The sequence below is a fragment of the Sphingobacterium sp. SG20118 genome, assembly GCF_044740685.1.
Lineage (GTDB): Bacteria > Bacteroidota > Bacteroidia > Sphingobacteriales > Sphingobacteriaceae > Sphingobacterium.
Genome location: NZ_CP172826.1, coordinates 2,066,689 through 2,091,974 on the forward strand (window position 1 = coordinate 2,066,689; position 25,286 = coordinate 2,091,974).

Here is a 25,286-nt window from a genome sequence, read left to right on the forward strand (position 1 = left end):
GTGTTTACTAATGATTAGGGGATAGGTACATAACGGATGAAGATGGCAAATGGTCCTATAGGCTTGTTGATACTTTCGGTTAGCGTGGATCCTTCGTCCATTCCTTGCACCACGAGTTGTTTAAAGTCTGGATTTGGATCTGTTGGTGGCGTTTCCTTATAGAACTGTATGGGTTCTCCATTTTCATAACTATCGGCAATATGCGCTGCTATTCTTTCTAGAAAGCTTGCCGGTATGTCATCCAGTTGCTGCTCTTGATGGGGAAGAAAGTAAAATTGCTTTCGCAACCATGTTGGAAAATCGTTACGGATCTCGTCGATACCTGCTTGGAATTCTGTTCCAGTTAGCGCAAGGAAAGCATCCTGAACCCAAGCGACTCCTGGGTTGTCAAAAATTTGTTTCATATGATATTTTGTTAAGTAAACCTAAATCTTATAATAAAGCCACTTTAAATCAACTGAAATCGTGTTTTGATGCTTAACCTACATGTTTTTCATGGTTAAGCACGCGAAATAGCTGTGATTGTAACAATGTGATTTTCGTCACTAAAAAAAGTGATTTTCGTCACATCTTGTCTTTTATCGTTCTTTTTATTTCTTTATCGTTCAATTAATTATTATAATTGAGAATATATACCAAGGATTGACCAAAATCTATGTTTGCATGTTAATTAAACCAATTATTGAACGGTTAAAAAGAGTTTCGTTTTTTATTATTGTCGTGTTCCTTATTTCGATGTTTTTCAATCTCAGGACACACGATGGTTTTTCTATTGCCCGTATGGGGTTGGTCCATTATTGGATATTGACCATAGCCCTAGCGGTAGCACTGCTACTGTTTGCTTTCTGGATTGCGTATACAGCCTATTGTTTTCGAAAAATAGCTCTTGATAAGCTTGTCTCGGTTGATGCGACAGGGGTCGAAATGAAGCTGAAGATAGTAGCGTTGAAAGATCGCTGTTACTTCTATCTGATGGCTATCTTGCCCTGCCTCATAATCTATATCTTCGTTATTTTTGTGATGAGCTATTTCCGCCCCGCTGGCATGACCATGTTCTATGCCTATCTCTACAATTATATGCCCTATATCGCTGCTATTTTATTTGTCTTTTCATATTTAATGTTAAAGGCTATAGATTCTTGCCCTTTTAGACTGTTCAATTATGCGAAACCCTTGACCATAGAAGTTGTAAAAAAAGTGGAGGTAATCAAAGAAGTGGAGATTGTCAAAGAAAAATTAGTGGTACCTGCTCATGTGCTAGATGAACACATTGATTTTTATGAGCTCTTTCCGGTGCTATACTGCATCGCTGGTATTGGTCCAATACGCGATGCACAGGGGTGGTTTCCGCTTGTTTGATATCGCCATGGTCTATAGTACGGGACGGACTAAGTATTTGATATTGGTAGATGGAACGGTCATACAGTGCAATATGATATTTACCATACTCAAAAGATTGGGCTTGATGCAGTGGATGGTCAAGATTTCGGGCAATTATTATGTCAATATGATGCTGGTTAAGTATCCTATCGTCAAGGAAAATGATGCGATGCAATTTCAGCCAGAAGTGATGGAAAAGATGTTGACCAATTTAAAAAAGGCTGATATCTTATTGAAGTTGAAACCGGGGAATCATGTGAACGGCAAACATGTGAAAATATTTTTGGATAGTAGAAACAGCTTGGAGCATAAAGGATGGGATACCTTTATACCTATGAAATAATGAACCTGCAATTATAAACCAAGACAAACTGGGATCGTCTGCTTGAAATAAGGGCTGACGGTTTGATTTGGACGGTATGTCGTTAGACTACCCAATCTTATGAAAACTATCATGACCGTACCACCTGAGCTGGTATGGAGCAGAACGCTTGTGTCCCACACCAGCGGAACATTTACCTCGGTAAACTTTGTAGTGGCCGTCCTCAATGGGGATAACTTTTTGCTTTTGGATGAAAAGCTGGATCGTATCGTTCGGCTCCTGGAGGGGGATAAGGACGAGCTGTTGGGCTGGATGTCCAGCAAAGATTGCTGTGATTATGTCGCCATCAGTGATAAGACGCTGTACCGGAAAATAAAGGAAGGTTGGATAACCGTAGCCTACCTGGAAAACAAACAAAGATACTTCCGTAAGCAGGATGTACTGAACCTGTACATCCGATACCATCAGAAAACGCCCAAACATGTGCCCTGATCTCCAGATACCTTAACGGTATCTGCTTCGTACTGTATTCGTACCTGCTTCGGAGTTTTTACTACCCTAAAATCACTTTCTAATTACCTTTTAATACCGATTTCTTGGGGAAGGGTTGTTGGCGGGATGTGCCAGCGATGTGCGGGAGATGGGTAGGGGCCGAAGCTGGTACCTATCTGGTATCTATTTGTTCGCTATTTGACCATTATTAAGTTCTCGATTTTTCTGTGATAGGCCCTGCGAGGTCTACTATTCATACTCGAAATTACCTGTCGGCCGAAAGTTACTGGACAGTTATCGGACAATTTGTTATGGGTTATCGGACAGATACCGGACAACCCTATTCTGCCTCTTGACAAGCCCTATGTTTAGGTGCTATGTTTGTTTCCGTAAAGCAAGATATACCGGTATACATCAAGTCTTTATGTATTGTTAAATATTTTAAAAATAATAGAAATGGGAACAATTAGAAATGGAGCAAATGGGCGATTTTCGGGTAAAGCGGGATCGGTAATAGGGTCCAGCTGGAAGGGTATCGACTACATTAAAGGGTTATCTAAAAAGCGTACTAAGCCTTCTACGGAGGAGCAACGTATCCAACAGGCTCGCTTTTATGCGATATCAAAATTCCTGATGCCGATAGCGCCGATCTTGCGTCTGGGTTTTGGTCAGGTGAATGCCGATCGGATGACGCCTACCAATGCGGCACTGCAGCTGAATATCGCGCAGGCTGTGATCGGTACCTATCCGAGTTTTGAACTGGATTATAGTAAAATCCTGATCAGTTCGGGTACGTTTATCGGTGGTGGTGCCACAGCAGCCTCGGTCAATTCGGGTGTGCTGACGGTTGATTGGGATTTTGCGCTCAGTACCTTGTACAACTCTAAGGCGGATGACCAGGTGATCATCCTGCTCTACCAACCTACGGTTGATGAGTTTATGACGGCGCCGGTACCTCCGCTGCGTGCAGAGGGTACGGTGGATATCACCATTCCCGACCATCTATTGGGTGGTAAGGGACATGTCTGGGTCTTCTTTGCGAACAGAAAGGGGACTAAGGTCTCCCGCAGTTCTTATCTGGGAGAATTGGATCTGGTGTAAGTATCGTTGAAGTGATGCTGGGTAGGATCATTGAGCCTGCCCAGCTCTTTTTCGGTCTTTTCTTTTGACTTAATTAAGTAATACAATGAAATTGATAACTAAAAGTATCGATATGCCTAGGGAAGGGAGCAATCTGCTGCTGATCTCGAGGACTCGGTTTCCGGATGGCGAGGTTGTTCTTGGCTCCGTTGAACCTGCTGATCCATAAAGGTTTTTCCAGTCACCGAAAGGGTAAGACGCCCTTGGGACGTGCGATGTCGCACTTGTTGCTGAATGCCGTGGAAGGCGATTATCCGAATATCCGGGTCAATCCTGCAAAAGCTAAGCTGAGTGATGGGCTCCTGCCTACTGTAACGATGCGGAAGGTAATGCGTGAGGGTGCTGCGGTTATGCTGAGTTGGGAAAAGGTGCATAATCCTGATCTTGGGGCTAGCTGGGATGATGTGCTGATCTTTTGCGCCTATGATATCGCAGGTGCGTCGGCTGCCATCAATGAGCTAGGGGTGATCCGTCAGGATGGTCGATTGACCATGGAATTGCCTTCGGGTCTGCATGGTCGCCCTGTCCACCTCTATCTGGTCGTTCATGATCGGGATGGGGTCAGTTACTCGACCAGTGTATATCTAGGGTTGTTTTAAGGGTTGATGTTATGCTGTTGAAAATAATGCGTATCGAACAGGGGAACAACAGTACTCTGTCTGAAATCTATCTGCTGCAAACGGCTTTGATGGCGGCAGTAGGAACGGTTGTGAATTATGCGACGAGTAGATGTTTGGGGAAGTGGAATAGAAGAAGAAAATAAGAGTTAGGCTTATCAGTCGCTGGATAAGCCTAACTCTTATTGAAGTGATAGTGTATTTTTTGGATTTTATTTATTTATGGTTATTGTGATGACTTATTTTCTTCCTCTAATACAAAGTGAAACGTTGTTCCTAAGCCCTTTTGGCTATCCACTTCTATTTTAGAATTATGAGAACGAAGTATTTCTGATACGATATATAGACCGATACCAAAACCAGATATATGGGTCATTTCTTCGTTATCGACTCGATAGAAGCGATCAAATAACTTTTTCTGATGATCTGGCTCTATTCCTATTCCTTGATCTTTCACATATATTCGGACTGCATTTTCCAGTTTTTCGCAACCTAAGGAAATGATCCCACCTGCTGGAGAATATTTAATTGCATTTGAAACCAGATTGGTAAAAACCTGTAAGATTTTATCACGATCTGCAAAAATAGTTACGGCAATGGTACATGCTATTTTTATTGTATGTTTGGATATTAAAAGTTCTGCCTCGCTTTTAACCTCCTCGAATATCTCTAAAAGTGAGAGTGGCTCTTTATTTATTTGCAACTTGCCTTCCTCTATTCTTGCTAAACTGAGAAAATCGCGTATCATAGAAATCATTTTTTTTGATTGCGTTTCTATCTTATCGTTAATTTGTTTACTGATTTCATCATGAGTTTCATCATATTTTTTTTGTAATATCTGAGTAAATAATAGAATTGAAGTTAATGGGGTTTTGAGTTCATGGCTTACCATAGAAATAAAATCATTCTTACGCCTTTCTTCTTGCTTTTTCTCTGAAATGTCCCGCGCAATTTGAGAAATGCCGAAAATATTACCTTGCTCATCCCTTATAGGAGAGCTTGAAAGCAATACATCCAAAATCTTATCGGATTTTGTTCGACGTTTTGTTTCAAAATATTGCAGTGATTCTCCAGTTTTTATTTTATCTAAAATCTCTTCTTCTTCATCTTTACGGTCATCGGGTAATAATTTTGCTATATGCTCACCAATCATTTCGTTGGCAGTAAAACCAAAAAGCTCCTCTGCAGCAGAATTCCAACTGGTTACAATATCATCCAATGTTTTTCCAACTATAGCATCATGGGACGAATTTACGATTGCTACAAGTTCCGCATTTTTAGTTTCAGATTTTTTTATGTCAGTTATGTCTAGGATCGAACCGATAATCCTGCTAGGTTCTTTTTTATAATTGAAGTAGGTAGCTCCTTGAACCCTTATCCAAGCAATATTTTTTAGGTCGGGTTTTAAAATACGGCACATAAAATCAAAATGAGCATTAGAGGCGCTTCGTGAAAGTTGTTCGATTTTTAGAATAATAGCATTGCGGTCATCGGGATGTATTAGTTGAAAAATTGTTCGATCGATTGCTCCATTAAATTTATAATCCAAAATTTCCTTCGTTTTGTCCGAGAAATACACCTTTCCTTCTTCAAATTCCCAATCCCAGGTACCCAAGTCTGTCGCTTCAATGGCTAATCTTAAACGTTCTACACTTTCTTCCAATAAGTGTAGTAATTTATTTTTTCTTTGTTCTTCGGTAATCAGCTGGGTGACATCTTTTGTAAAACATCGCGAATGTATAAATTCGCCATTTTCAAATAATGCATTTGAACTTATGGTTACATATTTAATAGATCCGTCTTTACATTTTAATCGGGCAGGAAAGTCGCGCAAGGTTTCATTATTGGATAGACGCATGAGTATTTCTTCAATGACTTCGGCGTCCTTGTGAAAATTGGTAATGGGGCGGCCTATATATTCGTCTGTTGTATACCCTACCAAATCAAGCTCTGCTTGGTTTGCCCAAATAATAATACCTTCATTATTTACCCAATGCAGGGGCACTGAACCATTCTCAATAAAATCAGAAAGCTCCGCCACCCGTTTTCTGAGATCACTATTTTCCCTTTCTAGCTCTGTTAACTTCTCATGTACATCCATGTTCTTGCTATTCGTCCTAATTATAAAGATATATATTATCAATATAATTTTAATAATTTATTGTAATTACCTATATATATTGGAAGTCGTAATCTATAAAGATAAGGGATAAATAGATAGATTTTAGTAACTTTATGCTTGTAGGCAAAAACAATAATCCTTTTTCTATATCTTATATAGAACCTTCCTTAAGTCTAAAAAGTTCTGTTATCGAAAATAATTACCTTTTATACAGGCAGTCAATTGGCATTTTCATAAGGTAGTTCAACGTTACTTTGCAGAGCAACAGCGCATGTTTGATTTTTGCACGGAGACCAATCTGACAATTATGCAATCTGTGAATATATGCATAGGACTTGTCCATAAAAACTAGATTTAAGATTCAACTATTATATCGGCATGATGATAAGCTGCCTTATAATTAGTATCAACAAAGGTGATGCAGTAAAAGTGTGGTATTGAAGAGGTTAAAGAAGTGTAAGTAAACTTGGTCCATTAGGTGTATTTAAATTTCTGTACTGTATCGACTTTTCATATTACGAAAGCAAACTTTTTGGATAGACCGACGTTATATTTTTATAAACTTTATACTAGATTTATTGGAGGACCAAATCGAAAATGCTATAACAACTAATGGTTGGTAAGCGGACTATTAGAGGTTGCCTTAAAACTAAATGAAATTGCTACCGTATGAAAAATTTACTGATTTTATTTTTTATTTCTATCCTGTCTTTTGTGTGGACACTTCCATATTTATTGGTGGTATTATTGTCTTATTTACGATCAAAAATTGGCAATTTATGGAAAACTGAATCTGAACAAAGCTAATAACTGCCCTTAAAGGACAATATGTGAAGAGTTTTTAAAGCTACAGAAATATACAATAAAAAACCATGATTGAATTATTAATAGGTTCTGGTGATGACATCAATACGTTACAGATGGTTTTAAGGGCAATCATCATATTTTTTATCGCTTTGCTTTTAATTCGATTGGGAGGACTACGTATTATAGGTGAAAAATCTGGTTTTGATATTGCGGTCGTTATTATGCTTGGAGCAATATTATCTCGGGCTATTGTTGGTGCTTCTCCTTTAATAGACACGGTCATGGCCAGTCTGGCGATGGTGTCTGCCAATAAATTGCTAGCGTGGCTATGTACAAAAAATAAAAGACTAGATTATTTCATGAAAGGGAGACCCTTGCTGTTGTATGCAAAAGGAAAGCTCCACCGAAGCAATATGTCCAAAGCGAACTTAAGCCAAACTGAGCTGATGACAAATTTACGTTTGGAAACCAACAGTGAAAATTTAAATGAGGTAATTACGGCCTATATGGAACCTAACGGAAGGATTAGTTTTGTTTTAAAGAAGAAGGTATAAACGCTATGTACAGGATGGTTTCTTAGATGTAAATAGGGCTTTATGCAAAGCCCTATTTATCTAAACTTTTCACTTGATTTGCGAAGCCTTTGATCAGTGCCTTCCACTGCGGGTAAGATGCTCCTAAAACGGCGCCGACACCAACCATGAAATTTCTTACATTGTCAACCAGCTTATTTATAGAATATCTATTATCGGTACTTTAGACGATAATAGACATTAGTATGCTTTTATTCTACTTGCATTTCATTGTTTTCTTCCTGAATTATTTCTTCATTTTCAGATTGTGGTTGAAGGGGCGGACTGAGCAGTTTCCGATTGTAAGCGAAATACTCGATCAATTGTATAGCTTCTTGTTGAGTATCTACATAGAATTGTGCAGCGGATTTTTTATTTCCTACTTTAATGGTGATAGCTTCGGCAGGAAGCTCCAAAAACATATCTTCGTCTGTAGCATCATCACCTATAGCAAATATAAAATCGGGTTTATAGTTATTGACTATATGGAGGGCTGCCTTACCTTTATTGAGCTCACTGTTCTTTACTTCGATTACTTTATCCCCCATTAGCAATTGCAATCCATGTTGCTGTAATAGATACCGCAAGCTTTCGACAAGCTCCGATGCGCGCAGTTGTCCCAATCCGGGTTGGGCTTTACGGTAATGCCAAGCTAAGGAGTACGATTTTTCTTCGATAACTGATCCAGCGGTATTGTTGGCATACTTAGCCATAATATGTTTAACCGGAATCTTCCATCGAGTGGATAGGACGTTATTACTATGCCATTTGTGGGTAGGATAATTGCTCCAGGCGCCATGTTCGGCTACGAGATAATATTGTTCATTAGAAAACCAACTATCGAGTGTTTCGTGCGGTCGTCCACTGATGATAACGACTTGGCTGCCATCGTTTTCTTGAAGTAAATTAAGGGTTTCATATAATGACTGGTTGGGTATGGCAGCAGCCGGATCATTTTGGAATCCGATGAGGGTACCATCATAATCCAGGAAGAACAATCTTCGTGATGCACGGTTATATTGGTCCAATATAGATTCGCGGGTATGCATATTAATCTTTCTTGCCATTTCATTCTGCTGAAATATCTTGATTTCCCGCAGCCTGTTGAAGAATAGCCTAACCCAGTGGCGTACATTAAATTTTTTCACGATTGCGATACTATCATCAAGTCTCTTTCGCTGTTCGATTATTGGCATATATAATGCCGTGTGAATAGCTTCTGTAACTTGATCGGTAGCATTAGGATTAATCTGAATGGCCTGCGTTAGCTCTTTGGCAGCTCCTGCCAGTTCGCTCAATATAAGCACGCCATCGGTATTTTCCTTACAGGCAATGTATTCTTTACACACGAGGTTCATACCATCTCGGAGAGAGGTAATCAAACAGATATCAGCAGCCACGTAAAGGGATGATAACTCTTCCAAAGGAAAGGAGTTATAAAAATAGGCAATAGGGGTCCACTCATTAGTACCATATACGGCATTGATATGGCCCACTGTACGGTCTATTTCATCGAGTAGTTGTTTGTATTGCGCTACATGATCCCGCGATGGTACCACGATCATATATAAAAGTACCTGTTCTTTCAATTCAGGGTAGGTAACTAGGAGGTTTTCATATGCTAACAAGCGTTCGATAATACCTTTACTATAATCTAATCGATCTATACTGAGTATTATTTTTTGATTTTTATAATGATCTTTTATGCATTTGGCTCGTGCCTGTATGGATTCGCTATTGGCAAGTTGTGAGAATTTTTCAAAATCTATTCCCATTGGGTAAACTTCGGTAAAGATACTGCGGCCATCAGTGTGCAGACAGTTGTTCTGTACACTGAGCCCAAGGATATGGGCACATGAGTTGAGGAAATGTTGTGTGTCATTGAACGTATGGAATCCAATCAGGTCGGCTCCTAATAATCCGTTCAGTAACTCATTTCGCCAAGGAATGCTTCTGAAGATTTCATCGTTTGGAAAAGGGATATGTTGGAAATAACCGATAGCTATTCGCGGGTATGATTTCCTGACCAATTGTGGCAATAACATCAATTGGTAATCGTGTATCCAGACTTCATCTTTTTCTTGTACTTGTTGTTGCTCTACTACATGACAAAATTTTAGGTTTACAGATTGATATGTTTCCCAATCGGTCGTACGGTATTCTGCATAAGAAGGTCGATAATGAAACACAGGCCATAAAACTTCGTTCGAAAATCCTTCATAATACCCTTTTAATTCATTTTCTGTTAAAAAAACTGGAATAAGATTATGTTCCGCCAATTGCTGAGTAATTATTTCTTCTTCCTCTTTGTTTAAGGGAATAATACCGGGCCAACCGATCCAGATGTTTGCATCGCTTTTGTATACAGAACCTAGTCCAGTAGCCAAACCACCTTCACTAGGAATAAATATAAGCTCATTATTTTTACGTTCGATACGTATTGGTAATCTGTTGGAAACGATAATAGTTCTTTTTTTATACATGGTTTTTCTGTAAAATTAAGTGGATGGGTTAGTGCTACCTCTTGGCTATAATAAGCGAAATTCCAGCCAAAAAGGAATAAAAAATTAGCTAGAGTCTCTTTAGGGGTACTAATACTTGCCTACTGTCTTAAGTAGGGAGGGGTATGATTCTAAAAAAATTAATCCTTTTGGCTTGACCAACAGATTATACGATATGTTATTTCTGCGAAGCTTTTTCTTCTCTTATTTTTTTAAGAATGAAGATTGGGTATTTATACTTTTGACTAGGTTTTTTTTCGGCTATCTAAGTGTATACTATAGGCTTCGGAATATAAGGTTTTCCCGGTGCAAATGAACTTATTGCCTAGGTTAGTTGTTCTGAAAATATAGCAGGTCATTTACTAATAACATAGACATATGGATTACGTTGATACAACAACCTTAGACTTTGTAGGGAAATATTTAAAAGACAATAATTTGAAAGTATTTGTTGGCGAGAGCATGACGGGTGGATTTTTAGGAAGTGTCCTGAGTCTACAGGTAGACTCAGGAGCTTATTTTCTTGGTGGAATAACATGTTATGATAATGCTGTTAAAAAATCGGTATTGCATGTAGATGAGCAAAGCATAGCACATTTTTCGGCTGAGTCTCCTGAAGTGACATTTGAAATGCTGGAGGGACTAAAAAAAATAATAGCTGCGGATGTTTATATTGCAATAACAGGAATGGCATATGATGATCCATCGAATGAACATGCGGCAAGTGTGGGCGATATTTTTGTAGCCATATCCTTTATGGGCATACATATGAAAAAAACATTGCATTGTATCGATCACGACCCTGCACAGTTGTATATAACGGCGGTAAACCATGTCATCTTGGAGCTTAACCAATTTGTATTGCACAACAGCCTTGGAGCTAAATAAAGTTTAGGAAAAGATAGTGATTCTATCTTTTCCTAAGTGTTAATCAAGCAGCATACTAGGAGGAAAGTCTTCTACCATCGGGAAATAGAGATAAACGGTTGTCCCGCGGCCTATTTCCGATTCGATTTTGACATTGCCTCCCAATCTTTCCATGATACGTTTGACCAAAGAAAGTCCGACACCTGTACCTTCAATAGCATTTACATTGTTCCCTCTTTTAAATATTTCGAAAATTTGGTTTAAATTTTCGTTTGGGATTCCGATTCCTTGATCTTGAATACAATAACAGACTTGGCCATCTTCGAAATAACTGTTGATATGTATAGTAGCTCTTACGGAATTGGTCGAATATTTAATGGCATTGCCGATAAGGTTGCTGAAAATTTGATAAAGGGCTCCCTTTTCTGCCCATATGGGTAATAATCGGCCATAGGAGATATCGCACGGATAATCATTATATATGACCGAGCTGTCTTTAAATATCTGTTGCAGGTTATAGGCCATAGGAATGGGCTCTTTTGTTAACGTGCTGGTTTTATGTTGGCATAATAACACCACATTATTGATGATATCTTCGATGCTCTCCGTGCTGGCAATCAGATTGCTGTACCATTTGTGTATGGATGTAGGATCAATAGTGTCTTTATTGTTCTGTAAGAATTGAAGTCCAATTTTCAATATGGAAAGTGGGTTTTTAAGGTCATGGGAGAGGGTAAATGTCAACATTTCCAATTCGTTGTTAGTTGCTAAAAGCTGTTCATTCCAAAGTTGTCTTTCTTTCAGTTTACTGACAATGGTTTCCTTTAAAATCTGATTCAATTTCAATACAAAATTGATTTCAAGGTCGTTCCAGGGCTGAGCAATATCGTGATTGATACTTTCGGATACGGATATCTTAGGACGATCACGTTTAGACGTGGCAGGAGTAAATTGTAAGTTTAATGCTTTACTGGCACTTTCTTTTCGAAACCACATTAATATATGGTCATTTGATAAGCCTACTTTTAAATATAAAAGTCCTGCAAAGGGTAGTTTTCCGGAAATATTTTTGGCGTGGTTCAGTCGGAAATTATTATCTTTAAAAAGGGACTTTTCGGTATGTGATTGAATGAATGATACGATCTCATAAAGTTGTTGAGTAGTTGGACATAAACCTTCAAAATAGGCATCACCTTGATTAAAAATAGCAAAACCATCTGCATGCACCATATTCATAAGAGTAGGCATATGCTGTACTAAAGCACAATTTACAGTTTTACTTTTGGATAGGTCAAGTTTTAATTCAGTTTCAGCTGACTTTAATATTTCATGTCGATCTAATAAGTTTTGTTTCAGATAATTTTCATACTTGCTGGTTGCATTCTGAATGGCAAATGTACAGAGTTTACGCTGTTGCAGATCGATATGCTTTTCTTTACTATGATGAGCTACTAAAAGACCCCAAAATTTACCATCGACATGAATGGAAAAAAATAGTGCACTTTTTATACCTTTTTGGGATAGAAATATTTGGTGAAGCTCGGGTATAGGTGCTAATTGACTTTCCAAGAGGTTGACTTTCGAACTGTTGAAATAGAATTCCTGATTTTTATCTTCAAGATTAGGGCTATACCGGTAGGAACACATGCTGTAAAAAGGAAACACTTCCTTTGGCATAAAGCTCTTGGAAAATTCTATGTTTTTATAATGTTGTTTACCGTCTGAGGTGTCTTCAGCGATGACTTGACTATACCCCGTTTCTTGAACTTGAACAACAAAGACGTGTTCGAAACGCAATAAACGATTTATGGCATGGCAAACCAAGTCCCAATTGTTCGGTTGAATTGCATCTAATAAAAAACTGAACTCGTGTATCTTTTTTGCTGATGTATATTTTTTAAATTGCTCTTCCCATTCAATGAAAAGCTGATTATGGTGGAGACTTAATTTAAGATAGACTCTTTTATTGGCTAGTTTTAAAGGAATAATTTGACGCGAAATAACATGATCTTTGATGTTTGTTAAAAGTCGAAAGACCTTTGCTGTATGTTTTCCGAAAATATTGGCGCCAAAAGCTTTTAGTGATTCACCCAACACATTTTCTTGATTTCCTAATTCAAGTTCTTGAAGCGCGTTTTCACTGATTCCCAAAACATGGAAATTTTGGTCCAATATGATGACACTGCCAAATTGCTGTAAAGTACTCGTATCAAAATTTTCAAAGTCTGAATCGTTTTTCATATATGATATATATTCAAGGAATGTTCTAAATTAACCAAAATATGTCAAAATTTTAATTGTTCAATCTTATCCATATAAGGTGGAAAGATATAAAACCTCATTTTGTTAAAAACTTATAAATAGTAAATAAACAAAGCCATTATAATAATTGTTTTACAATAGACAGATTTTCAACGTCCTGGAAAAAAAATATCCTTCAAAGGTGGATGAAACATATTTTTTAATTATAGTCCATATGAAATGACGTTTATTTCCATACGTATAAATACGTAGCTAGAACGGGTATATAAATTAAAATAATCGGATTGATATTTGCAATTGAAAACTGCGAATCATAAATGTTAGGTGGTTAGCATTTTTCTAAAAAGCCCGTATGCGATCAAGAGAAACATTATACAAATCGATTATTAAAGACTATGAAAATCAAAATTTGTTGATTGGGAAGACGCTTCATGAAAATATTGCACAGGATTTATACGCAATACGATTGACGTTACAACGTTATTCCATAGAACAAGGACATGAAATACCAATAGATCAAGTGAAAAAGATCTTGGAGGGAACTATTGAAAAAGTTCAGCAAATAGCGAATGATTTGTTACCTGTAGTATTACGCGATTTTGGAATTCAGCGCGCCATTAAAGATCTTTTTGTTTATTATAATGGTATCAAAAATAATATCATTATAGACAAAAATGTCAATAAACTCAACTTTAACGATCAACTTAGCATTTATCAATTAGTACAGCTAGTAGTAAAGGCTACGGTTTTACCGGATGATAACTCTATATTAGTTTGTAAATTATTTGTAAATCAAGATAAACTATTGTTAATAATGCAAGGACTAAGTAAGTATTATATTAAAGAATTCAATAAATGTAATCAAGAAAATATTAAGAAGCTACAGGAACGAGTAAATTTATTAGAAGGGACACTAGACATCAATACAAATCCTCAAAATAGTGAAGTTGTTGTCATTGTAAAATTAGATTAATTATGATTAAAATTGTTTTGGCCGAAGATCATTTGGTCGTCCTCAATGGAGTTAGATTACTACTGGAATCACAAACAGATTTGGAAGTTATAGGTGAAGGTACTAATGGTAATATGATTTTGGAAGGCTTTAAAGCCGGAAACATTCCCGATGTGCTCATAACAGACATCAATATGTCTGATATGGATGGTTTGGAATTGATAAATCAGGTAAAAAAATTATACCCTACTGTTAAGGTAATCGTGCTCTCTATGTTAAATAATATGCAGTATGTACTACAAGCTTTCCAAAATGGTGCCAATGGGTATCTTGTAAAGAATGTTGGCTATGAGGAAATGCTCTATGCTATAAGGCATGTGGCAAAGGGTAGAAAATTTATTTGTGAGGACATCAGTTTGCTGATGTTAGATACCTTGCAGAAATCCCCAACTTCTTTTCTTGATATTGAGCAGATTATGCTAAAAATTGGTTTAACTGAACGAGAGATGGAGGTATTGGAGCTCATTGGCGAAGGATTTACCAATCTCCAGATTGCTGACAAGTTATTTTTGAGTAAACGTACGGTCGAAGGCCATAGACAAAATCTGCTTGAAAAAACAGGTGTCAAGAATACAGCTTCTTTAATTAAATACGCAATCAAGACAGGACTGATGCAGTAGCTTGTTTTCAGTCCTTATAAAATGTAGATAAATCAAAATTATAATATTATGAGAAACTTCAAATGGATAGCATTAACAGGATTATTATCTGTAGGATTACTAAATGCCTGTCAGAATAATGCAGAAAATAATAATAGCGAAGGAAATTCGGGTAAAATTGCTCCATCAGCTGGTGATGAGACACGTTATAATTTAAGTGAGCAACAGAAGATGAGCATGCAGGGTGATACCATAAAGGTAGACTCTACAAAATCCGATACTATAAATTAATAGGCTATAAATCATGGATAATAATTTAGATAATAAAACCAATTCCTCAGAGGAAGAAGTTCCAGAAGCTGCCCACGATGAAAAGGGGGATAAGCCTGCTGCCAAAACGATACCTTGGGCCATATGGATAGCCGTTATCGTAATGATCATTGTATTTCTATATATGTGGCAAAGGTAGTCGGATTAAACAAAATAAGGGTCAGTATTTTATAAAATACTGACCCTTTTCTATAATAATAATAGCAGTTGCTAGGATGCCCCTCTTGCTGCTGCTAAACAATCTTCTCCATATTTTAATATCAGGTCTTTATCTGATGCGGTAATTGCTTTGTCTAAAAATGCCTTTTCTACATCTGTTTTGTCCTCTAAATAATCTTTTTGGGTATTAATGATGTCATCATTCGTTTTTGCATTAATGCGATTGATAATAGACTTACCTAATTCGGAACAAAGGGCTTTTGCTTTATCATTGGATAGCTGGGGCATCTCTATTTTAGCAACAGCTGCATTAGCTGCAGCCATATTGGAGTATATCGTCTTTTCGAGCTCCTTATTGGAGACATCCCCTGACTTCTTCTCAGCATCTGCCGCAGCATCTAAAGCTTTTTCTTCTGTTCTTTCCATGGCCTGCTCGGCCTTCTCTTGTGGTGTATTGTTATTACATGCATAAAGTAATGCACTGGATAACATAATCGATAAATACGTTACTTTTTTCATTATATTTTCTTTTGTGGTTTTTTGATACTTCAATTCAACTTAAATTCGAATGTTTCCTTCGCGCTCTTGATTGGTTAAATTGTTGCCCATAGCATTTAGTAAGGTTACTGCATAAGATACCAGTTTGTGGTGTTTGGTATCCCAGTAATGGGCCTGCTGGGGAATAATCTTAAATAAAACAATATTTGGGTCTGCACGCCCTTTTTCAAACCAGCCTGCTACAAAATTGTTCCAATATTTGTCAATTCTTTTCTGATCGTCCACCAGTTCTGCTTTTGCAAAAAGAGATAAGTATTTCATAGAAGATGGGTCGGAGAAATAAAGTTGTACTTGTTCATTGATTTTGATGTTTTTATATTTTTCGCTTTCTTTTGAAGCTAAAAACCAAATACTAGCATTATCGTCAACTTCTTGCACGCTCATAGGGGTTGATTCGAATGGGGGTTGTGCTAAATCTGTGCAGAAGAAGCAAAAATTGATTCCCTCAGCTAATTCCTTAATTTTTTTTATTGCTTCGCTTCTGTTATTTATATTTTCTAGACTCATTGGATATATTGATATTTCTTATTTGGAATTTTGGACCTACTTTTTAAACTTGCCACTTGATATATGCATCTCCTTTATTAAATCCATTTAATTTAAACATTGAATATACAACAAATGAGAGCTCACTATGTTTTTATCTAAGTGGAAAATATTCTTTTTTGTGTTATAAAATTGCTCGATAAAATAGCTAATTAGCAGATGGTTTAAGAATTAGCAGAAATGAATATTCATAAATTTTAATTTATAATGATTGGTAGTATTAACTCTGGACAATAATTTTATCAAATTATCGATCTTTTAAAGGCACTGACATATAATTGCATTAGCAAATAAATAAAACGCTATTTTTTGTGTTTTTTAAATAAAGGTATTTAAACCCAATAAAAAAGCATTAACCGAAAAGGTGAGGGTAAATAATCTTAATCTAGTATCAAGTACTTCCTTGGAGTAGCGCTTATCAAAAAGTACTTGTCGGCCGGTAAATATAGGTTATTAGGGTATAAATTACTGTTTGTTAAATTAAGTACCTGAAACACACGGTTGTACATAACATTGTTGTGTAAAATATGTTTTTAATAATAGTATGGAATATTTGATTTTTAATCTTTAAAAGGATCTACTATGACAAGGACACAATTCAACACCGAACTGGTACAGCACTCAAGTCAACTTAAAATGTTGGCAAGAAAATTTACCACCGATTATAATGAAATCGATGATTTATTACAAGAAACATACTTAAAGGCAGTTCAGTATTTTAATACTTTTAAAGATGGAAGCAATTTCCAAGGATGGCTTTATACGATTATGCGTAACACTTTTATTAATAAATATAGACGCATGACTACTGCAAGAAGTATAGTAACGGTTCAAGAAGATATTTCTGTAGCAAACCTCTGCCAGGCAGCTATAGGGAATGGCGGAGAAGGTAAATTAATTATGGATGATATTCAGGCTGCATTGAAAGCTTTGGACAAAGTTTTTTTTGTGCCATTCACAATGTACCATGAAGGCTATAAATATGATGAAATAGCGCAGCACTTGGCGATTCCTGTGGGAACGGTCAAGACTCGTATCCATATCGCTAGGAAGAGGCTTAAAGTGAATCTTGCCAATTATGAAATTAGGGGTTAATCTGAAAAGGATGAAGCGAGAGTAAATAAAAAACAACAGACTCTATTCGCCTAATAGCTTAGTTGGTTTTTACGAATATTTTGTTTTATCTGTCCTATTTAATAAAAATTAATTAAAAAAAAACAGTATGGAAAATTTAGAAAACAAAGACCTCAAAGAAGGTCAATTGACAAAAGAAATTGAGAATAAAACCGCACAGTTACCATCTAAAGTTTACTTATGTGCTGCAGTTACTGTAATGATTGCTTCAGCAGCACTCAAATGCATGGGACACAAGCATACCGCGCTCTTTGTGGGGCAATGGGTATCACCCTTTTTGTTATTCGGCATATACAATAAAATTGTTAAAGTCGAGGGACATGATTGATAAAAAAACAAATGAAATATTATGTGTAAATATTGGAAACTCTTGGGTATGATTCTAGGAATCGTAGTCTTTTTAGGATTTAAACAACAAGATGCTGAAGTTATATTTTTAAATAAGGCATTAATGTCAAACCATTATGAAATTGCAGTTGCTAAATTGGCTAAACAAAAATCAAATAATGATGAGATTAAAGTGTATGCCGAAATGTTGATCAATGATCATCAAAAAATACTCGATGAATTGCAATCATTAGCTAAAGCTAAAGAAGTGGGTTTAGTAAGTGACTTAGATGAGGAACATCAAAATAAATGGGATATGCTGAATGCAAAAGATAGCATACAATTTAATCAAGCATTTAAAGATGATGCAATTGCAGCACATGAACAAGCGATTTCTTTATTTGAACAAGCGAGTTCAGATTCAGCTATTCAGGATAGTGCTCTTAAGTCCTTAATAATTTCAAAATTACCCGGCCTAAAAGCCCATTTGGATAAGGCAAAAGCGCTACAAGTAGACATTGTTGATGTAATATCACCAAGTATCCCGCCGCATACCAAAGGTGAAATAATGCGACAATAATTGAACCAAGACTTATAGAAAAAGGAATACAATTTAAATTGTATTCCTTTTTCTATGAGTAGCTGTTTTACTGTGTTTGGCACCCCAATAATTATTACTCTCTACATCTATCAGAAAAGCAATTTGTACTTCATCCATTAGTTGCATATTGTTTCGTGAATGCACTAATTCCTGTTAACCTGATATGGTAAAAATCAAAATACAGATTTTTAGGCGAGAACTTACACAAGTCTCAGCATCCAGTCCTTTTTCAATAGGCAAAGCGAACTCCCTTTTTAAAGTTAAAATTTTTAGTACTCATTGGTTATGAACTAGAGAAAGATGTCAGCATTACTATCTTTTTCTGGATCACCGTTTTCGTCCTCAGGAAAATCAACGTCTGAGTCATTGCCTTCTGATATTTCCCTTTCTAGCTCATCATCTTCTGGATCATCCTCAAGTATATCAGGATCCAGCTCATTGTCTTCGGATGGTCCTCTTTTCCATTCATCATCTTCAGGAAGATCAGTTTCAGGGTCATCAGTTTCCACTGTTCCCGATTCCAAGTCATTGTCTTCGGAAATGTCTCTTTTCATTTCATCATTGTCGGGCAAATCAGTTTCTGGTTCATTGTCTTGAGATATTTCTGATTCTAAATCACCCTGTTCGGGGATTTCTCTTTCCGCTTCATTTTCTTCAGAAATTTCTGGTTCTGGGTTATCGTCTTCGGGAATCTCTCTTTCAAATTCATCATCTTCAGGAATTTCTGGTTCAGGATGGTCATTGTCTGGATATGAATTAGAAGTGTTTGTAATGGTAGAGTGCCCATTTTCTAAAATTGTTGCTAATATAAAACTTGGTTTTACTTTAGCTAAAGATTCTTTTGTTTTCATAATACAAAATTTACATGTTGAATTACAAAAAGAACAGGTATGAAGGGAATATAGTTCTTCTGTTAAATACCTGAACAATAGATTAACTACGGGATGGCATGCCTAAAAATGCGTTCTATTAAATAGTAATCGTATGGCTACTTAGCATTTTAAGATTTTCGAATTAGTGAACAAGAATAGCGTTGCTATATGTTATTGATTTTTATGAACGGAGCATTTATTTCCGGATTTAGAATGTCTATAGGCATTGGATTCTGGTGAATCTTGCTGCCTGAGGGAGATAGTCAGTAACACAATGAATAACCACCGCAGCTTATTAAAAAAGTAGCATGAAAGATGATAACGAATAGGTTATTTTAATGAATGAATAAATTTTAAAAGGGCTTTTTCAATTATTTGAATAGTATATTTTTTCTTCTTTAATCTAGCAATTATTGGTGCAAGAGTGCCGTCTAGATATTGCTTTTGAAGTTCAGGATGGACATAGTATTTGCGAGTAACGGACCGGGTATTGCCCAATTGTTTAGCGACTGTTTCTAATATGGAAATCATTTTTTTTTTACGATTTGATGCCATTTCTGAGTAATTTTCGCTCACCATCATTTTGAGGGCCATTGTACAACCGGCCCATGTACGGAAATCTTTGCAAGTATAATTTTCTAGCATCGTGTATTTGAGGTAATTATTGATGTCTCCTGATTCCAGTTTTTGGATGGTACCCGATTTGTCGTAATACTGAAATAATTCTTGTCCTGGTATTTCTTTAACATTTTTAAGCATACGCGCTATCTTGGCTTCTTTTAAATAAACTTGTTGTAAGACACCTTTTTTGCCTTTGAATTTAAAAAAAACCTCATTTTGATCTACAATAACGTGACGATTTTTAAGGGTAGTGAGCCCATAAGAACCGTATTTTTTTTCGTAAGATTTATTACCAGCCCTGATGTGGGTTGCATCCATTGTGTAGAGGGCAATGGCGCAAACTTTATTTTTATTAAGAGTTTTGCGGCGAATGTCTTTGGTAATTTGTTCGCGAAGTAGCTTTAATTTTTTCCCAAATCCACAAAGTCTATCATATTTTTTTAGATTGCGTAGGCTTGACCATTCGGAATGGTATATATATTGTTTTCGTCCAAGGGAATCGGTTCCTGTTGCTTGAATATGTCCGTTTTTAAATTTACAAATCCAAACATCTTGCCATGCAGGTGGTATGGATAAGGATTCAATCCTATCAATAATATCACGATCTATTAAGGGCTTTTTTTTGTAAAAATAAACGAAATTTCCTTTACGGTCCAGACGGGAGTATCCACAATCTTTATCTGTGACAAATCGAAGATGAAGTTCTGTAGCCGGATGAGGAGTAATTATTGTGGGCTTCATAAATAGTTTAAAATAGTAAAAAACCGCCCCACAATTGTAGTGGAAAGCGGTATTAAAGGCATAGAATGGATTTGTTAAGAAGTTTTTCGACACTTTAATGATTTCTGATAGCTTTAATAAGCTCTTCTTTTTTCATATTGTGCCTTCCTGTTATACCTATTTTCTTAGCTTCTGTTAGTAATTCGGATTTTGTTCGACTTTCAAGATTACTAGCTTCACCTCCTTTTTTACTAGCATCGGGCGTATTGGAAATACGTGCAGCCTTTTCCTTGCTCATCCCTTTACCGCGGAGTGCTTCGTATTTTTCATCGTCTTTTATCTGTTTTCCATGATCTTTTGCCATTGTTATGAATTTAAATTATAATTATTTTCATTTAAAAGTTTACATAGAAAGAACCTTTCACGATCATAAAAGTTCACGAAATAGATAGTGATGCGTAGTATTCACAATCATTTACGTATTTATTTCCTTGATTGCTCAATAACAGTAAATTGTGTTAGTCAGAAGTTGGCTAATAGATGATGCGAAATGGCTCTTTATAAAAATGACCGATTTGATTTAAAGAGGGTAGGGAAGACATTTTTTAATAGCAGTTTTGCAGCAAACTTTGTTTAGTTATAACTGTTATAATAGTCTATTGTCATTAATTCCTTCTAACATGATTATAAAATGGAAAATAAACGGAATATACTAATGATACTAACCTCCCATGATCGAATGGATGGGACCGATAGTAAAACAGGGGTTTGGTTAGGTGAAATGACAGACCCCTATTATAAATTTGAAGAGGCAGGATACCATATTCTCTTTGCTAGTCCACGTGGAGGTGAACCACCAATTGATCCTATGAGTAAGTTGACAGAACATTTGACGGGCTCAAATCGAAAGTTTTTGGATGACGAAAATGCACAACAGCGATTTAAAAATTCAGTTGAACTGGAAAGTATCCAATCCTCGGCTTTCGATGGTGTTTTTATTCCAGGTGGACATGGTCCTTTATGGGATTTGGCACGTCATCCTGAAGTAGCTCGCTTGCTGGCCGATTTTATAAAAGAAGATAAACCAATTGGGGCAGTGTGCCATGGACCTGCGGCATTGGTATCTCTCGCTCAAATACAACCTGATTTTTTAGTTGGTAAGAAAGTCACAGCTTTTACCAATATGGAGGAAAAACTGGCGCTACGAAGTGATAATATCCCTTTTAAACTAGAGTCGAGACTGAAAGAGCTGGGGGCAGATTTCAGCGCTGCTGCCTTACCTTTTGTATCACATGTTGTTAGGGATGGGAATCTGGTCACCGGTCAAAACCCGTTATCTGCGGGTCCGACAGCTACAAAACTAATCGAAGTACTCCATGAGATAAACCCGAAAGATATTTAAAAGTTGAAAATAAAGAATAATATATGGAAAATAAAAAGGATGGATTTTTAAAGAAACAGTTCAGTATTTTCAAAGCTACAGTGTCAGGCTTTATGAATGAAGATTGTATGAAATATAGTGCTTCTCTCGCTTATTATACTATTTTTTCAATAGGGCCAATTTTGGTCCTCATGATTTCACTAGCTGGTATTTTCTTTGGGGAAGATGCTATACAAGGCAAAGTGTTTTCGGAAATTAGGGGACTGGTGGGACCAAGTGCTGCTAGACAGATTCAAGAAGTGATTATGAACCTGAAACTGTCGGGGAAATCAAATCTTGCTTTGGTTATTAGTATTGTTACGCTATTGGTCGGGGCAACATCTGTATTTGGTGACATACAAAATTCTATAAACCGGATATGGCATGTGAGAGCTAAGCCTAAAAGGGGGTGGGTGAAACTGATAACTGATCGTTTACTATCTTCATCATTAGTCATTGGCCTTGGCTTCTTATTGATGGTTACGTTGGTCGTAAATGGTGTTATATTGGCTTTTACCGAACGTCTGCAAATCTACTTTCCTGATATAACAGTTTTCTTTATGGACGCGGTCAATTTTGCCTTAAGTTTTGTGATTATCTTTGTTCTATTTGGTATCATATTCAGAACTTTACCTGATGTGAAAATCGAGTGGAAAACAGTCCGTTCGGGTGCTTTTTTTACGGCTATATTTTTTGTGATCGGTCGTTTTGCAATAGGGCTATATTTACAATCTTCGGGTACAGAGTCCACTTACGGTGCTGCTGGTGCATTGGTGCTGATTCTTTTATGGGTGTACTATACTGCGGCCATTCTTTATTTTGGCGCAGTATACACGCGAGAATATGCGATAGCAAATGGTATACCAATTAAACCGGCAGATTATGCAGTATATGTGGAAGAAAAGGAACAAGAAAAGGTGGTGAAAGAAATACCAACAGATTAGCAGTACGAAGGTGAAATTCAAAAGTTGCTCGATTGATTTGGGGATTTATTTTTAAAAATCGATTATAAGATAGTTGGTAATATAAAGGTCCAGATGTATTGGTTTGTCATCTGGACCTTCCTGTTATAGGGGTTCTTAAAAGCGATTGATAGAGACTGCTCCAGTTTGATGGGGCATCTGGTCTTTTTGTAGAACCATAATAGACCCCGATTTTTCTACGACCATGGCTGCTAAGTCGTCCAATAGGTCGTCAAAGAGCTCTTCCGCGTCTACTGTAGGAAATTGAATACGTCTTTCTGCTGCGATGATCTTACCCAAGATCATGCGATTTTCTTCAATCAACAAAGTTTCTATCTTTCCATCTAGGGCATCTTTCACCACTTCGCTGAGTTCCCAATGGCTTCGTCCGATTTGTTCTGCAGCTTGCTGGTGGTCCAAAAGTTCCTGTATCTGTTGTTCATGTTGCGGTGCGATAAGTTCCCATGCCAATTCGCTCAATTCCTCAGGACTGAGGTTGCGCGTGTTTTGGTTGATCCCTTCCGCCATCAAGTGCGGGTTTTTACTCTGTCTTCTGAAGATCGTCTGATGCTCGGGTAAGGAGGCCAATATTAAGGGTAAGTTCGTTGGCTTTGTATAGTGTTCATAGATGGATTTATCCACAATCCTAAAAAAACGTTCGGCATCATTCTGTTGTTCATTACTCTTTTCTTGATAGCCATGTACGACATTTCCTGTCCCTTGGTTTGCTTGTTTACGAGAACCATTTCCAGTGGAAAAGGCTGTATTAAGATGGTTGTCCGTAAGTTCACTTCCCAATGCTTCTTCCATGGTCAGGGGTACGTTACCTGCAAGTTTCTACGGGTTCGAGATGGTAGCGGTCTCCTTGATAGAGCTTGACATCATCCTGACTAATCGCGAGTAATTGGAAGGATTGATTGTCTTGGAAATAGCGATATAAAGGTTTGATATGGAAACTGTCTGCAACGATAGCAATCGCAGGAAGTGTAATTGGGACGTGAAAGACATTTATACGCTCGGGATTGATATAGATAGCAAGACCGTAACTCTGATAATTCCAAAAGTCTCTGTCTTCAGCAAGCTTTTCCAATGGTGCGAGAAGTTCTGCTTCATCTCCCAATGCCTGTTTAATGTCTTTGAGTAGATTCTTAAAGGTTATAGGGTCGCCATTTTTGTCTGGCGCGGTACGGTGGGTGGGCATCAACAGAGAAACGCATGGATATTGTTGGTTATGAGCGAGTTCCTGAAGTTTTTTTCTATTTAAGATGTCCATAGCAATATTTTTTTTATGAATTATTTTATGGTAGGCAATGAGCGCCTATATATTTATAGCTATTCTATTGGAGATTTGTTTGCAAATTGGGTATTTTCTCATGACATCGGGTATTTAATACTAGGAAGGATTATGTGCAGGAACCATAAACTCGAGCACATAATCACGCACTTCCATGGTCACTGCATCTTTTAAAGGTAGCACCAGTTGGTCGTCTATGTGCATATGCTTGCTTTCGCAGATCAGGGTCAAATGACGAGATTTAAAGGAATGGTATTCGAAGAGTACCTCTTCATGATTGATCCTTTTTTTTATATAGGCGGCGAAATCTGCGCGTTGACTCTCATCTACATACACGATATTAAATTGACCGTCATCTGTTATAGCCTCTGGACATAAGAGAAGTCTCGGACCGACTGATGGGATATTGATAATTTCCAGTAGGAGGCATTTTCCTTGATAAATTTGTTCATCGGCTTTAATCCAATATTTTTCTGCCGGCGCAGTTAGGATAATTTGATGGAGCACTTCTAGCGCTAACTTTAATTCCTCGTCGGTGTTTTCTACTTGACTTTTGTCTACATCAATCATCTTTTGGATGAGTTGTGGAAATACACCATAACCAGCTCCTTCTAGGAAGAAATCTGTAGAGTCCATATTTTTTAGAACTCCCACATCAAATCGTTGCCGTTTGCTTGTCGCCCATTTTTCGATATGTTGCTCACGCTCGAGTGCCCTATCTATGCCTAATGCCATTGATAGGTTGTTTGCGGTTCCCATGGGTAAAATGGTAAGGGGTATTTTACGTTCCAGCACATTGCGTTTGACGAGTTCTTTGACGACCCCGCGAACGGTACCATCACCACCTGCCACCACCACAAAGTCGGCCTGATCTAGCTGTTGTATCCAGCCGTCGTCGTGTGCAACAGAAAAGTAGACGCAACTGTATCCGGCTTGTTCGATAGCAGTGACCAATTCAGATTCGAGATGGTCTTCATCGCCAGCTCCTGGGTTATGTAATAGTATTGCTTGTTTTATAGATTGCATATATAAATAAACATTCGGCCTGT

Annotated in this window: 30 protein-coding genes; 18 read left to right on the forward strand and 12 right to left on the reverse strand. The window is 37.2% G+C overall.

What is annotated here, in order from left to right:
• Positions 1-14 precede the first annotated feature (14 nt).
• On the reverse strand, positions 15-404 hold the full coding sequence (locus tag ACFX5U_RS09665) for a hypothetical protein (protein ID WP_400263297.1): 390 nt from the start codon (positions 402-404) through the stop codon (positions 15-17).
• A 259-nt stretch (positions 405-663) separates the two neighbouring features.
• Here ACFX5U_RS09665 and ACFX5U_RS09670 point away from each other — a divergent pair, with 259 nt between their 5' ends.
• From ACFX5U_RS09670 to ACFX5U_RS09700, 7 genes are all read left to right on the forward strand, one after another.
• Entirely contained in the window at positions 664-1,359 is a 696-nt protein-coding gene (locus ACFX5U_RS09670) for a hypothetical protein (RefSeq protein WP_400263298.1), read from the forward strand.
• 7 nt (positions 1,360-1,366) lie between these two features.
• Positions 1,367-1,723, forward strand: coding sequence for a hypothetical protein (locus ACFX5U_RS09675; RefSeq protein WP_400263299.1), 357 nt, complete (start codon positions 1,367-1,369; stop codon positions 1,721-1,723).
• 99 nt (positions 1,724-1,822) lie between these two features.
• Complete coding sequence (locus tag ACFX5U_RS09680; RefSeq protein ID WP_400263300.1) at positions 1,823-2,194, forward strand: hypothetical protein; 372 nt, start codon at positions 1,823-1,825, stop codon at positions 2,192-2,194.
• A 456-nt stretch (positions 2,195-2,650) separates the two neighbouring features.
• Positions 2,651-3,295, forward strand: a complete 645-nt coding sequence (locus ACFX5U_RS09685; protein WP_400263301.1) for a DUF6266 family protein — start codon at positions 2,651-2,653, stop codon at positions 3,293-3,295.
• Positions 3,296-3,380: 85 nt separating this feature from the next.
• Positions 3,381-3,503 carry a hypothetical protein gene (locus ACFX5U_RS09690; protein ID WP_400263638.1) on the forward strand — a complete coding sequence of 41 codons (123 nt, stop codon included), beginning with the start codon at positions 3,381-3,383 and terminating at the stop codon, positions 3,501-3,503.
• A complete protein-coding gene (locus ACFX5U_RS09695) occupies positions 3,460-3,933 on the forward strand; it encodes a DUF6266 family protein (RefSeq protein ID WP_400263302.1) in 474 nt (157 codons plus the stop codon). The genes ACFX5U_RS09690 and ACFX5U_RS09695 overlap by 44 nt, the downstream gene beginning before the upstream one ends.
• 11 nt (positions 3,934-3,944) lie before the next feature.
• Positions 3,945-4,097 carry a hypothetical protein gene (locus ACFX5U_RS09700; RefSeq protein WP_400263303.1) on the forward strand — a complete coding sequence of 51 codons (153 nt, stop codon included), beginning with the start codon at positions 3,945-3,947 and terminating at the stop codon, positions 4,095-4,097.
• Positions 4,098-4,177: 80 nt separating this feature from the next.
• Here ACFX5U_RS09700 and ACFX5U_RS09705 read toward each other — a convergent pair whose 3' ends face one another.
• Positions 4,178-6,052 (reverse strand): PAS domain S-box protein, encoded by a 1,875-nt coding sequence (locus tag ACFX5U_RS09705; RefSeq protein ID WP_400263304.1) that lies wholly within the window; start codon positions 6,050-6,052, stop codon positions 4,178-4,180.
• 893 nt (positions 6,053-6,945) lie between these two features.
• Here ACFX5U_RS09705 and ACFX5U_RS09710 point away from each other — a divergent pair.
• On the forward strand, positions 6,946-7,434 hold the full coding sequence (locus ACFX5U_RS09710) for a DUF421 domain-containing protein (RefSeq protein ID WP_400263305.1): 489 nt from the start codon (positions 6,946-6,948) through the stop codon (positions 7,432-7,434).
• A gap of 230 nt (positions 7,435-7,664) precedes the next feature.
• Here the strand turns inward: ACFX5U_RS09710 and ACFX5U_RS09715 are convergent, their stop codons facing one another.
• Positions 7,665-9,935, reverse strand: coding sequence for a bifunctional alpha,alpha-trehalose-phosphate synthase (UDP-forming)/trehalose-phosphatase (locus tag ACFX5U_RS09715; protein WP_400263306.1), 2,271 nt, complete (start codon positions 9,933-9,935; stop codon positions 7,665-7,667).
• Between the two features lie 396 nt (positions 9,936-10,331).
• Between ACFX5U_RS09715 and ACFX5U_RS09720 the strand changes: the two genes are divergently transcribed.
• Positions 10,332-10,841: a CinA family protein gene (locus ACFX5U_RS09720; RefSeq protein ID WP_400263307.1), complete on the forward strand. Its 510-nt coding sequence runs from the start codon at positions 10,332-10,334 to the stop codon at positions 10,839-10,841.
• 39 nt (positions 10,842-10,880) lie between these two features.
• Here ACFX5U_RS09720 and ACFX5U_RS09725 read toward each other — a convergent pair whose 3' ends face one another.
• Positions 10,881-13,061 (reverse strand): ATP-binding protein, encoded by a 2,181-nt coding sequence (locus tag ACFX5U_RS09725; RefSeq protein ID WP_400263308.1) that lies wholly within the window; start codon positions 13,059-13,061, stop codon positions 10,881-10,883.
• A gap of 373 nt (positions 13,062-13,434) precedes the next feature.
• Between ACFX5U_RS09725 and ACFX5U_RS09730 the strand changes: the two genes are divergently transcribed.
• Genes ACFX5U_RS09730 through ACFX5U_RS09745 form a run of 4 tightly spaced genes read left to right on the forward strand, consistent with a single transcriptional unit; the run spans position 13,435 to position 15,162 of the window.
• Positions 13,435-14,055, forward strand: a complete 621-nt coding sequence (locus ACFX5U_RS09730) for a hypothetical protein (RefSeq protein WP_400263309.1) — start codon at positions 13,435-13,437, stop codon at positions 14,053-14,055.
• Positions 14,056-14,057: 2 nt separating this feature from the next.
• Positions 14,058-14,714, forward strand: coding sequence for a response regulator (locus ACFX5U_RS09735; RefSeq protein WP_400263310.1), 657 nt, complete (start codon positions 14,058-14,060; stop codon positions 14,712-14,714).
• 48 nt (positions 14,715-14,762) lie between these two features.
• Positions 14,763-14,984 (forward strand): hypothetical protein, encoded by a 222-nt coding sequence (locus ACFX5U_RS09740; RefSeq protein WP_280568264.1) that lies wholly within the window; start codon positions 14,763-14,765, stop codon positions 14,982-14,984.
• A 13-nt stretch (positions 14,985-14,997) separates the two neighbouring features.
• Positions 14,998-15,162, forward strand: coding sequence for a hypothetical protein (locus ACFX5U_RS09745; RefSeq protein WP_158500283.1), 165 nt, complete (start codon positions 14,998-15,000; stop codon positions 15,160-15,162).
• 71 nt (positions 15,163-15,233) lie between these two features.
• Here the strand turns inward: ACFX5U_RS09745 and ACFX5U_RS09750 are convergent, their stop codons facing one another.
• Together ACFX5U_RS09750 and ACFX5U_RS09755 are read right to left on the reverse strand one after the other, a co-directional pair.
• On the reverse strand, positions 15,234-15,701 hold the full coding sequence (locus ACFX5U_RS09750) for a hypothetical protein (RefSeq protein ID WP_400263311.1): 468 nt from the start codon (positions 15,699-15,701) through the stop codon (positions 15,234-15,236).
• A 39-nt stretch (positions 15,702-15,740) separates the two neighbouring features.
• Positions 15,741-16,247 (reverse strand): pyridoxamine 5'-phosphate oxidase family protein, encoded by a 507-nt coding sequence (locus ACFX5U_RS09755; protein WP_400263312.1) that lies wholly within the window; start codon positions 16,245-16,247, stop codon positions 15,741-15,743.
• Between the two features lie 621 nt (positions 16,248-16,868).
• On the opposite strand from ACFX5U_RS09755, the gene ACFX5U_RS09760 reads away from it, so the two are divergent.
• The 3 genes from ACFX5U_RS09760 to ACFX5U_RS09770 all read left to right on the forward strand — a co-directional run bounded on the left by ACFX5U_RS09760 (position 16,869) and on the right by ACFX5U_RS09770 (position 18,327).
• Positions 16,869-17,381, forward strand: a complete 513-nt coding sequence (locus ACFX5U_RS09760) for an RNA polymerase sigma factor (protein ID WP_400263313.1) — start codon at positions 16,869-16,871, stop codon at positions 17,379-17,381.
• A 127-nt stretch (positions 17,382-17,508) separates the two neighbouring features.
• Positions 17,509-17,748 (forward strand): hypothetical protein, encoded by a 240-nt coding sequence (locus tag ACFX5U_RS09765; RefSeq protein ID WP_400263314.1) that lies wholly within the window; start codon positions 17,509-17,511, stop codon positions 17,746-17,748.
• Between the two features lie 48 nt (positions 17,749-17,796).
• Positions 17,797-18,327 (forward strand): DUF4142 domain-containing protein, encoded by a 531-nt coding sequence (locus ACFX5U_RS09770; RefSeq protein WP_400263315.1) that lies wholly within the window; start codon positions 17,797-17,799, stop codon positions 18,325-18,327.
• A 311-nt stretch (positions 18,328-18,638) separates the two neighbouring features.
• On the opposite strand, the gene ACFX5U_RS09775 is transcribed toward ACFX5U_RS09770, so the two are convergent.
• From ACFX5U_RS09775 to ACFX5U_RS09785, 3 genes are all read right to left on the reverse strand, one after another.
• On the reverse strand, positions 18,639-19,199 hold the full coding sequence (locus ACFX5U_RS09775) for a hypothetical protein (RefSeq protein ID WP_400263316.1): 561 nt from the start codon (positions 19,197-19,199) through the stop codon (positions 18,639-18,641).
• A 351-nt stretch (positions 19,200-19,550) separates the two neighbouring features.
• On the reverse strand, positions 19,551-20,582 hold the full coding sequence (locus ACFX5U_RS09780; protein ID WP_400263317.1) for a DNA topoisomerase IB: 1,032 nt from the start codon (positions 20,580-20,582) through the stop codon (positions 19,551-19,553).
• A gap of 94 nt (positions 20,583-20,676) precedes the next feature.
• Complete coding sequence (locus tag ACFX5U_RS09785) at positions 20,677-20,925, reverse strand: Rho termination factor (RefSeq protein WP_400263318.1); 249 nt, start codon at positions 20,923-20,925, stop codon at positions 20,677-20,679.
• A gap of 327 nt (positions 20,926-21,252) precedes the next feature.
• Between ACFX5U_RS09785 and ACFX5U_RS09790 the strand changes: the two genes are divergently transcribed.
• A complete protein-coding gene (locus tag ACFX5U_RS09790) occupies positions 21,253-21,963 on the forward strand; it encodes a type 1 glutamine amidotransferase domain-containing protein (protein ID WP_038698087.1) in 711 nt (236 codons plus the stop codon).
• A gap of 23 nt (positions 21,964-21,986) precedes the next feature.
• Complete coding sequence (locus tag ACFX5U_RS09795; protein ID WP_400263319.1) at positions 21,987-22,925, forward strand: YihY/virulence factor BrkB family protein; 939 nt, start codon at positions 21,987-21,989, stop codon at positions 22,923-22,925.
• Positions 22,926-23,060: 135 nt separating this feature from the next.
• Here ACFX5U_RS09795 and ACFX5U_RS09800 read toward each other — a convergent pair whose 3' ends face one another.
• The 3 genes from ACFX5U_RS09800 to ACFX5U_RS09810 form a co-directional block, all read right to left on the reverse strand.
• Positions 23,061-23,759 (reverse strand): hypothetical protein, encoded by a 699-nt coding sequence (locus ACFX5U_RS09800; protein WP_400263580.1) that lies wholly within the window; start codon positions 23,757-23,759, stop codon positions 23,061-23,063.
• A gap of 7 nt (positions 23,760-23,766) precedes the next feature.
• Positions 23,767-24,216 carry a hypothetical protein gene (locus tag ACFX5U_RS09805; RefSeq protein WP_400263320.1) on the reverse strand — a complete coding sequence of 150 codons (450 nt, stop codon included), beginning with the start codon at positions 24,214-24,216 and terminating at the stop codon, positions 23,767-23,769.
• A gap of 120 nt (positions 24,217-24,336) precedes the next feature.
• The gene (locus tag ACFX5U_RS09810) at positions 24,337-25,263 is read right to left on the reverse strand and encodes a diacylglycerol/lipid kinase family protein (protein WP_400263321.1); all 927 of its coding nucleotides are present in this window, start codon (positions 25,261-25,263) and stop codon (positions 24,337-24,339) included.
• Between the last annotated feature and the right edge of the window lie 23 nt (positions 25,264-25,286).

What these genes read in the sequence shown, in the direction of transcription:
- ACFX5U_RS09665 (WP_400263297.1), bottom strand. Translation starts at nt 404, where the DNA reads ATGAAACAAATTTTTGACAACCCAGGAGTCGCTTGGGTTCAGGATGCT.
- ACFX5U_RS09670 (WP_400263298.1), top strand. Translation starts at nt 664, where the DNA reads ATGTTAATTAAACCAATTATTGAACGGTTAAAAAGAGTTTCGTTTTTT.
- ACFX5U_RS09675 (WP_400263299.1), top strand. Translation starts at nt 1,367, where the DNA reads ATGGTCTATAGTACGGGACGGACTAAGTATTTGATATTGGTAGATGGA.
- ACFX5U_RS09680 (WP_400263300.1), top strand. Translation starts at nt 1,823, where the DNA reads ATGAAAACTATCATGACCGTACCACCTGAGCTGGTATGGAGCAGAACG.
- ACFX5U_RS09685 (WP_400263301.1), top strand. Translation starts at nt 2,651, where the DNA reads ATGGGAACAATTAGAAATGGAGCAAATGGGCGATTTTCGGGTAAAGCG.
- ACFX5U_RS09690 (WP_400263638.1), top strand. Translation starts at nt 3,381, where the DNA reads ATGAAATTGATAACTAAAAGTATCGATATGCCTAGGGAAGGGAGCAAT.
- ACFX5U_RS09695 (WP_400263302.1), top strand. Translation starts at nt 3,460, where the DNA reads ATGGCGAGGTTGTTCTTGGCTCCGTTGAACCTGCTGATCCATAAAGGT.
- ACFX5U_RS09700 (WP_400263303.1), top strand. Translation starts at nt 3,945, where the DNA reads ATGCTGTTGAAAATAATGCGTATCGAACAGGGGAACAACAGTACTCTG.
- ACFX5U_RS09705 (WP_400263304.1), bottom strand. Translation starts at nt 6,052, where the DNA reads ATGGATGTACATGAGAAGTTAACAGAGCTAGAAAGGGAAAATAGTGAT.
- ACFX5U_RS09710 (WP_400263305.1), top strand. Translation starts at nt 6,946, where the DNA reads ATGATTGAATTATTAATAGGTTCTGGTGATGACATCAATACGTTACAG.
- ACFX5U_RS09715 (WP_400263306.1), bottom strand. Translation starts at nt 9,935, where the DNA reads ATGTATAAAAAAAGAACTATTATCGTTTCCAACAGATTACCAATACGT.
- ACFX5U_RS09720 (WP_400263307.1), top strand. Translation starts at nt 10,332, where the DNA reads ATGGATTACGTTGATACAACAACCTTAGACTTTGTAGGGAAATATTTA.
- ACFX5U_RS09725 (WP_400263308.1), bottom strand. Translation starts at nt 13,061, where the DNA reads ATGAAAAACGATTCAGACTTTGAAAATTTTGATACGAGTACTTTACAG.
- ACFX5U_RS09730 (WP_400263309.1), top strand. Translation starts at nt 13,435, where the DNA reads ATGCGATCAAGAGAAACATTATACAAATCGATTATTAAAGACTATGAA.
- ACFX5U_RS09735 (WP_400263310.1), top strand. Translation starts at nt 14,058, where the DNA reads ATGATTAAAATTGTTTTGGCCGAAGATCATTTGGTCGTCCTCAATGGA.
- ACFX5U_RS09740 (WP_280568264.1), top strand. Translation starts at nt 14,763, where the DNA reads ATGAGAAACTTCAAATGGATAGCATTAACAGGATTATTATCTGTAGGA.
- ACFX5U_RS09745 (WP_158500283.1), top strand. Translation starts at nt 14,998, where the DNA reads ATGGATAATAATTTAGATAATAAAACCAATTCCTCAGAGGAAGAAGTT.
- ACFX5U_RS09750 (WP_400263311.1), bottom strand. Translation starts at nt 15,701, where the DNA reads ATGAAAAAAGTAACGTATTTATCGATTATGTTATCCAGTGCATTACTT.
- ACFX5U_RS09755 (WP_400263312.1), bottom strand. Translation starts at nt 16,247, where the DNA reads ATGAGTCTAGAAAATATAAATAACAGAAGCGAAGCAATAAAAAAAATT.
- ACFX5U_RS09760 (WP_400263313.1), top strand. Translation starts at nt 16,869, where the DNA reads ATGACAAGGACACAATTCAACACCGAACTGGTACAGCACTCAAGTCAA.
- ACFX5U_RS09765 (WP_400263314.1), top strand. Translation starts at nt 17,509, where the DNA reads ATGGAAAATTTAGAAAACAAAGACCTCAAAGAAGGTCAATTGACAAAA.
- ACFX5U_RS09770 (WP_400263315.1), top strand. Translation starts at nt 17,797, where the DNA reads ATGATTCTAGGAATCGTAGTCTTTTTAGGATTTAAACAACAAGATGCT.
- ACFX5U_RS09775 (WP_400263316.1), bottom strand. Translation starts at nt 19,199, where the DNA reads ATGAAAACAAAAGAATCTTTAGCTAAAGTAAAACCAAGTTTTATATTA.
- ACFX5U_RS09780 (WP_400263317.1), bottom strand. Translation starts at nt 20,582, where the DNA reads ATGAAGCCCACAATAATTACTCCTCATCCGGCTACAGAACTTCATCTT.
- ACFX5U_RS09785 (WP_400263318.1), bottom strand. Translation starts at nt 20,925, where the DNA reads ATGGCAAAAGATCATGGAAAACAGATAAAAGACGATGAAAAATACGAA.
- ACFX5U_RS09790 (WP_038698087.1), top strand. Translation starts at nt 21,253, where the DNA reads ATGGAAAATAAACGGAATATACTAATGATACTAACCTCCCATGATCGA.
- ACFX5U_RS09795 (WP_400263319.1), top strand. Translation starts at nt 21,987, where the DNA reads ATGGAAAATAAAAAGGATGGATTTTTAAAGAAACAGTTCAGTATTTTC.
- ACFX5U_RS09805 (WP_400263320.1), bottom strand. Translation starts at nt 24,216, where the DNA reads ATGGACATCTTAAATAGAAAAAAACTTCAGGAACTCGCTCATAACCAA.
- ACFX5U_RS09810 (WP_400263321.1), bottom strand. Translation starts at nt 25,263, where the DNA reads ATGCAATCTATAAAACAAGCAATACTATTACATAACCCAGGAGCTGGC.